General features: G+C 51.3%; 7 protein-coding genes. 3 read left to right on the forward strand and 4 right to left on the reverse strand.

What is annotated here, in order from left to right; genetic code table 11:
* The coding region (locus B2067_RS15665; protein WP_301389055.1) for a hypothetical protein at window positions 1-2,224 on the forward strand (2,224 nt) is incomplete at its 5' end.
* Window positions 2,225-2,325: 101 nt separating this feature from the next.
* Here the strand turns inward: B2067_RS15665 and B2067_RS15670 are convergent.
* The 3 genes from B2067_RS15670 to B2067_RS15680 form a co-directional block, all read right to left on the reverse strand.
* Window positions 2,326-3,522 (reverse strand): FecR domain-containing protein, encoded by a 1,197-nt coding sequence (locus B2067_RS15670; RefSeq protein WP_301389057.1) that lies wholly within the window; start codon window positions 3,520-3,522, stop codon window positions 2,326-2,328.
* 28 nt (window positions 3,523-3,550) lie between these two features.
* Complete coding sequence (locus B2067_RS15675; protein ID WP_068443604.1) at window positions 3,551-4,858, reverse strand: surface lipoprotein assembly modifier; 1,308 nt, start codon at window positions 4,856-4,858, stop codon at window positions 3,551-3,553.
* Between the two features lie 125 nt (window positions 4,859-4,983).
* A complete protein-coding gene (locus B2067_RS15680) occupies window positions 4,984-5,199 on the reverse strand; it encodes a hypothetical protein (protein ID WP_301389059.1) in 216 nt (71 codons plus the stop codon).
* A gap of 267 nt (window positions 5,200-5,466) precedes the next feature.
* Between B2067_RS15680 and B2067_RS15685 the strand changes: the two genes are divergently transcribed.
* A complete protein-coding gene (locus B2067_RS15685) occupies window positions 5,467-5,718 on the forward strand; it encodes a GlsB/YeaQ/YmgE family stress response membrane protein (protein WP_068442257.1) in 252 nt (83 codons plus the stop codon).
* A gap of 67 nt (window positions 5,719-5,785) precedes the next feature.
* Here the strand turns inward: B2067_RS15685 and B2067_RS15690 are convergent, their stop codons facing one another.
* Window positions 5,786-6,364, reverse strand: coding sequence for an FMN-dependent NADH-azoreductase (locus B2067_RS15690; RefSeq protein WP_301389061.1), 579 nt, complete (start codon window positions 6,362-6,364; stop codon window positions 5,786-5,788).
* A 182-nt stretch (window positions 6,365-6,546) separates the two neighbouring features.
* On the opposite strand from B2067_RS15690, the gene B2067_RS15695 reads away from it, so the two are divergent.
* Window positions 6,547-7,419: a LysR family transcriptional regulator gene (locus B2067_RS15695; RefSeq protein WP_301389062.1), complete on the forward strand. Its 873-nt coding sequence runs from the start codon at window positions 6,547-6,549 to the stop codon at window positions 7,417-7,419.
* Window positions 7,420-7,450: the final 31 nt, after the last annotated feature.

Consider the following 7,450-nt stretch of genomic DNA (forward strand, 5'->3'; position numbering starts at 1 on the left):
ACGTGTACGTGTCACAACCGATGCAGAGACCACCATGGTGTGTGATACGCCGAGTGGCTGTCTGGTGTCGCCGCCTGCCAACTTTGGCGATAGCGGTACACCTGCTGCGGGTATGATTCTGGATACCATTGTGTCGGGTGCTGATTTTGCTGGCCCAGTAGCGGTTACTCCGATGACACACATGGCTGCGACCTGGCTGCAAGCCTTCCCGCAGGCTCTGGATGACAACAATGTTCTGCTGGCTCACAAGCGTCTTGCCGTCCTGTTTGGCTTCACTGATGACTCCTATGTCAGCCAGCGTGTGCCAGACCTGACGGATGCCTTCGAGCGTAACTTTGCACTCAGCAGCGATGAACAGGCTCTGCGCCACGCAATCTTCTCTGCCAGCCTGCAGGAGACGGCCATCGTTGCCAGTCTGCCGATTGATAGCCTGACGGAGAACATTGGTCTCATCTTCGGACTTTTGGGCGGTCAGATGCCGCTTAAATCTGGCGAGCTGGATGTAAGTACGCTAGGTCTGACCGATCCTGATACTGAAGAGCCGATCACTATCATCAGCTATACAGGCTTCGATACCTTCGTTGCCAGTGCTGAAACCGTAGGGCAGTTCATCAACGACGGTAGTCTCGACACCATGATTGCAGGTTTCGGAAGCCTGGTGACCGATTGGTCGCCAGAGCTGGCGGACCCATCGATCTGTCTGGTTACTGACAATCCGGAACTGGATCGCACAGAGTGCCGCAACGTTACAACCATTGGTGAGGCTACTGGCTACGATGCAGCGAACTTCGCACGTGCACTAGCACCAATCGATGTCGCAGGCGGGTATCTGGACGATGCGCAGGCAGCAGAGCTGGCGAACGGTAATACCGTGAACCGTGATCTGGGTTGGTTGTATGTTGATGCGACGGCTCAGGAAAATACTGCGAACATGCTGTCGGCCTTCAGTGAGGTTCTATCGGCTGGATTGCAAGGTGCAGCCTGCGTGCCTTTGAAGAATAACTTTCAAAGTTGTAACCTGACCCCATCAGAGAAATTTTCTGGGATAACTGTTGATTACAACAAGACTGGCTTTTTTGGCAGTGATGACTGTAGCGGTAGTAGTGATACTTGTAAGATCGACATTACGGGACGAGCACTAGGCCAGTCATTTAGCTTCCAAAATATAGTAGTTCCAGATATTCGTAATCTATTGGGGGGCTCGACTGGTGGAGACTTTGATCCTGATACAGGTTTGACTATTTGTTTTACCGGTACCATCACGAACTCTACTGCACAGATGTCTCTGAATAACTTCTGTCTTGAGCTGAACATTTCAGAGAGCCCAGATTCTGTGGTCGCACCTTTCCAAACCTTTAGCGCTCTGGAATATGCGCAACTTCAAAATGAGGGGTCGGCGACGAATACCGCACTGCAGAACCTTCTGGAAGTTATTGTATTGAAGGTAAGAGGCTACGGCTCAGGCCTGAGTATTTCTAGCCAGTCCGATTTGGGAACGTACAGTATGACGGGGCTAGATATGTTCTTCGTCTTTGATCGTGAGAGTCTGGTTGACCTGAATAAAGGCACACCAGTGTTTGAGTTTGAGGTCTCTTCGTTTAATCGTTCAAACCTATGGGGGGAAACAGTATCTTCCCCTAGCGGACCGATGTTTAACCTGAAGATCGATGATACGAGTACGCTGACTGGAACCAAATTGACTAACAACTTGGGTGTTCCACCTGTGCTCAGTAATACGGATGCGGTTGTCAGTGGTTTAGGGCCAGTAGTTGATATCGCGAAGGAGTATGCTTTAAGCCTCATCGATTCAACAGTAGTTGTAACTGAGCGTACACCAGAAGAATGGGATGCGATCATCGCTGAGGTTGAAGCTAACCTGGCGTACAACGGTACGATTACCACGACGATTCAGGACCCATCGGTTGGCGACCGCACCTACATCGCAACACTGACGCCAGAAGGCAATGTGTTCATCAGTCAGGAGAACAGCACAGCGAATGCTATGCAGCTCTACCTGTCCGGTGCGACTGGCTACATCTATGCTGATGAAACGCTGGTGGCGACTGCTCACCTGGGTAACAGTCAGGATGGCATGTTGCTGAGCTTTGTCGATGGCAGCCAGCGTCGCTATACCAACGCTAACCCGAATCTGTCGGGGCAGTTGAATAGCTTCCTGGAGTTCCTGCAGGTTCTGGTTCCACCGGCTGAAGAAACAGCGCCTTAACCGGCGCTGGTTAATCCAGCTCTAAAAATGAAAATAAAAGCAATGACAATAAAAAGGCCACGCAATGCGTGGCCTTTTTATTATTGGGGATATCTGCAGAGTTAAGGGCACTCAGGATCGCCGGGGCATATCATGCCTGGTCCGGGGTCAAGTGGATCAAGGCCCGTTCCGGGGCCTATCGGATCGAGTGGATCTCCGCCCGGATTGGTTGGCAACCCGGAGCCAGTGCCTGGTTCCTGTGGTTCTGTTACGGGCGGCTCAGGCTCAATAGCAGGCTCTTCCGGTTCTGGTTCCTGGGGCTCTGGTTCTTGAGGGAAGGGCGGCCCGGGCTGAGAAGGCGACTCAGCCGGTTGTTCCGGCGTGAAGGCTGGGTCAAATTCGTCCGGCAGGCCAAACCTCGTTTCCATACGCTCGATAATGCGTTGGACCTGAAAGTCGTTGATGTACTGCTGTGACTCTCGGCGGCTTTGCTGGCGGCTCTCGTCAGAGGACCGTCGGTTGGCATTCTCTTGTGCTCGTGCATCGGCGGGGTCATCAGTATTAACGCCGTTAATATCGCTGAGAGTGCCGTTATTTTGCTCCGTGTCACTTTCTTTACTAGCCTGAGGCTGTTCAAACGTTAATGGCGGTGCAAAGAAGAAAACCGGCGGCATGCCTTCCGCAGCGATGACGCTTCCTTCTGGTTGATCTACAGTAATGCTCTGTCCTTCAGCGGTGACAACAAAGGTGCCCGTCGGAATTGAAGAGTAGGGGCCGGGGCCCATCAGAGATGAGTAGCTCAGCGGCCCAGAATCGGGCGGCAGCTGAATATCAGGAAAATGCATGGAGACCTGGTCGGGCGAGAGTATGGCTGTTACGCCCATCGTTCCCAGCACCGCAACTTCTGTTGACGGTTGCAGGATTCTGAAGGCGCTCAGGCTGCCATCTGCAATACGGCCAGTGGCGAATTTCAGTTGTCCTGATTCCTGAGTAATCTGCAAATTACCGCTATTTTTATGCGCATCATACTCGAACTTATCCAGAGAAATTACCGAGCCTTCACCGAAGGTAAATGTGCTTTCGTCTCTCAGCAACAACTGAAACAGCTGGCCACTGCCGGATTCAATGCGATCCCCTGGAAAGATAGGCTCACCACTATTTGCTGTCAGGCTTTGATCGTTACGGTAGACGGTCACCGAACCTTTCAGACCGGCCAGCACACCAGCCTCCTGTGCGTGGGCATGAATTGCTGCAGCCAACGCAGTCAGCGTCAGTAAGGCGCTACCGAGGCGCTTACGTGATTGAACATGTCTGTTCATTGCGATACTCGTCGTCATTACAGGGCCCTCACAGACTGAAGAGTTTTGTGACCGAGGCCGACCAGCGGGTATTACGGTACTCATAATTAGAAATATCTGCGCGATTCAGCTGGCGTTCGCCACTGATCGTCAGGTCCATATTCTCAACCAGATTTACTGGCAATGTCAGTGCCAGAGATGCGAACAAAGGCTTGCTGCGTCGCACCAGCGAAGGGTCACCGGTGACGAATTCTGAGGAGCCTGAGTAACGCGTGCGACTCTGGCTGACAAATGCGGCGATCGATTGTCCGGCGCTGGCTGTCCAGCGGTAGCTCATGCTGGTGGACCAGTTGGTATAGCTGGAAGCCTCGATGCGAGCTTCTTTTGTGCTATAGCCCAATGCCATGTAGAGGTTGTGAACCTTATCGAAGGTCAGCGATCCTGCGACTTTTGAGTAATATCGTTTCCCAGAGCTGCCACTGGCGCCCGGGGCGATGTAGTTATCTGACGACACGCCTGTGCTCAGACGGGTATTTATATAGAGATTCAGATCCTTGAGATCCCAGGCGTAAGAAGAGCTGATGCTCCCCCCATGACTGCGTAACAGACCCTCTCCATACAGAGACTGGTGTTGCGCGTTACCCGAGATGGTCAGGTTGAGGCCATCAAAGTCAAAGCGATTTCCGAGCGTGCCGTACCAACTTGAGAAATCGAGAGAATCCTGTGTGGCGAAGTTATCACGAGTGTATTGAAGTGATGCAATTGCGGCGTGCTGGCGGTAATCACCCCACGCATAGTCCAGATCATAACTGAGGTTGAACTCGGTACCGTATTCCTCAACCTTCTTTTGTGGAAAGTCGAACTCGTAGCCGTAAAACAGAATGGTATCGTCGTCAGGTGCGTTGTTGATGTTGTTATCGTGATGCCCCGTGACTGACACTGAGAGAGTCTGGGTCGCGCGCTGATCGAGCTCATCTATTCTGCGCAGGTAATCAAGAACCAACCACTCATCGCTCTGAGGAAGAGGGCGGGAACGTACCTCTTCGAACTCTTCCCGGGCCTCTACCATCATGTCAGAGTGATAGAGCAGACTTGCATAAATGATTCTCGCGCGGTTCTGATGGGGCTCAAGCAGAAGAATTCGCTCCACGACCGGAATAGCAGACTTAATGTCGCCCTCGTCGATTTTCTGTTGAAGATAACAGTAGTTGAGCGCCAGATCATCGGGCTTACTGTAGATATCGCTGAAGCTGATACCTGTCTGACAATCGCCTTGCCGGGCGGGCGTCGAAGAAGAGGAGTCGGCGACAGCCGCAGAGCTGGCCAGCAAAGTAGAAAGTAAAATGACGTACCGCACGTTCCTGCACTCGTAGAAATCCTGAGCATGGATTGTACGCCATATGCGCCACCATGTATGCCCATTGGCGCATGTAGAAGTGCCTGTTGGCAGTATATCAGGCTGTCAGTATTGACCTTTCTTCGTCAACCGGCTTGCTTCAGTCGGGCTTTCAGGTCTGAGCAGGCTTGTTGAAATCTCTCAAGTTTGTGTTGCTCTTTCTCTATCATGGCAGCGGGTACACGGGACAGAAAACCATCGTTCTGAAGCTTGTTGCTGATTTTGTGAATCTCTTCTTCAAGTTTCGATACTTCTTCCCGGATCATGTCGACATTGTTTGTGTTAAGCGCCTGTTCGCCCATCTGAAATTACCTCCGTGTTAGCGGGACCCCATAGTCCTGCCTGCGTGGTTCATCAATAAGTATAGACAAGATTTTCGTGTTTGCCTGAAAGGCCATTTCAAACAGGCCGGAACTCTTAGCAGCTTTACCGTTCGTACTATTGGAAGGCCGGGAATACTGAGAAATACAGGCGTGGAACTGAGTACTTGAAGTCTCAGTACTGAAGCAGAGAAGCGCAGCATTATTCAGAACTTGGCTAAAACGCTAACGATATTTGAGGTGACAACAATGGATATTTCAGCACTACTCGTTTTTCTGTTAATCGGCGCACTTGCAGGCTGGCTTGGAGGCGTTATCACTAAAGGTGGTGGTTATGGCCTGCTCGGCGACATTGTCATTGGTGTACTCGGTGCAGTTGTTGGCGGCTACGTTTTCTCGGTTGCCGGAGTTGCCGCAGGTGGCTTCATCGGATCGGTTGTTACCGCTACTGTGGGAGCGGTGATATTAATCTTTCTGGTTCGTCTGCTCAAAAGAGCCTGATCCTCATTGATTAATTTATGCAGCAACAGAAAGCTCCGTTCGCCGGGGCTTTCTGTTAGTCAACTTCTTAAGCAACGTCTGCTATTTCAGCTTCCGCTTTTTCGGCTTTAGTTTCGTCCAGCATCAAACCGCTGCTGTCGATGAAGGTGACATCAGTCATTCCCATAAATGCCAGAATGTACTTCAGCCAGCCACTGACGAAATCATTTTCCGCGCCCAGAACAGTGCCACCCGAGGTCATTACGACGTAGACCTTTTTGCCTGTTAACAGGCCAACCGGGCCTTCTTCTGTGTAGCGGAAAGTTTCACGGGCGCGCGCCACCATATCGATCCAGGCCTTCAGAGCAGCCGGTACATGGAAGTTATAGACGGGTGCAGTAATAACGACGGTATCAGCTGCACGCAGCTCATTAACCAGCTCGTCTGACGTTGCCAGAGATGTCTTCTGCTCATCACTGCGGTCAGCTGGATCTGTGAAGTTCGAACCAATCCAGTTTTCATTGATAAGCTCAATGCCGTTCGCCAGATCACGTTCGGTAACCTGTGTACTGCCGTCAGACAGTCGTTCAACCAGTTTATCCGCGAGGTTACGACTAACTGAACCTTCCGTTCTCATACTGCTGTCTACGCGAAGAATATGTGTCATACCGATCTCCTGTGTTTTGTAAGGATGCTTTTAACTATTCAACGGTAGTTACGATAAACATTTCTTAACTATGGAAAAATACTCTATGATTGAAAATATTATTCTGAAAAGTAGAAAAATTGATAGGTCTGCAATACCCGGGTCGATGAATCATAGGGGCTTGTCAGAGAAGAGAGCGACAGATGAGTGAACTGGATGAAGTACGGGTCTTCGTCACACTGGTAGAGTGCCACAGTGCATCAAAAGCGGCAGAGCGCCTTGGTGTTGCAAACTCGGCGATCAGTCGACGTATGAAGGCTCTGGAAGAAAGGCTGGGGGTGCAGCTACTGCAACGCACCACCCGGACTATGCATCTGACCGATGACGGTCAGCTGTATTATGACCGCTGCCGTAAGCTACTGGACGACTGGAATGATGCAGAGCAGGAAGTGATGCAATCGGCCACGTTACTGAGCGGCAATATCACGGTATCCATGCCTCTCAGCCTTGGCATTTCCCAACTCTCACCGATCATCGCTGACTTCATGAGTGAACACCCCGGGGTGACGGTCAATTTCGATCTGTCTGACCGTAGGGTTGATGTTATTGAAGATGGCTTTGATCTTGTCTTTCGCATTGGCCACCTTGAAGATTCGACCCTGATCGCCCGCAAGGTTACACGGGTAAGGCACATGGTGTACTGCTCACCGGATTTCGTGGAAAAGTACGGGCCGTTTAATACCCCGGATGATCTTCACGGCGTACCGGTTTTTGGATACAGCAACCTGCGGTATCCCGGACGCTGGCCATACACATCACCAGATGGAAAAACAGGGGAGATTCGTCTTTCACCGGGTACGTTATCGAATAATGGCGAAGCATTAATTGCTGCCGCTGAACGAGGATTGGGAGCCGGTTGCCAGCCAACATTCACTTTGCAGGAAGCCTTCTCAAGCGGACGTCTGATTCCGGTGCTGACCGACTATAAATGGTTTGGGATGAACCTTTACGCTGTGTATCCCCGGGCTCGTCATTTATCGCGGCGGGGACGTGCTTTGATCGACTATGTCATTTAGCGCCTCGGCAAAGAACCTTACTGGGATAAAT

This window comes from Thalassolituus sp. UBA2590 (genome assembly GCF_002339775.1).
Lineage (GTDB): Bacteria > Pseudomonadota > Gammaproteobacteria > Pseudomonadales > Oceanobacteraceae > Thalassolituus.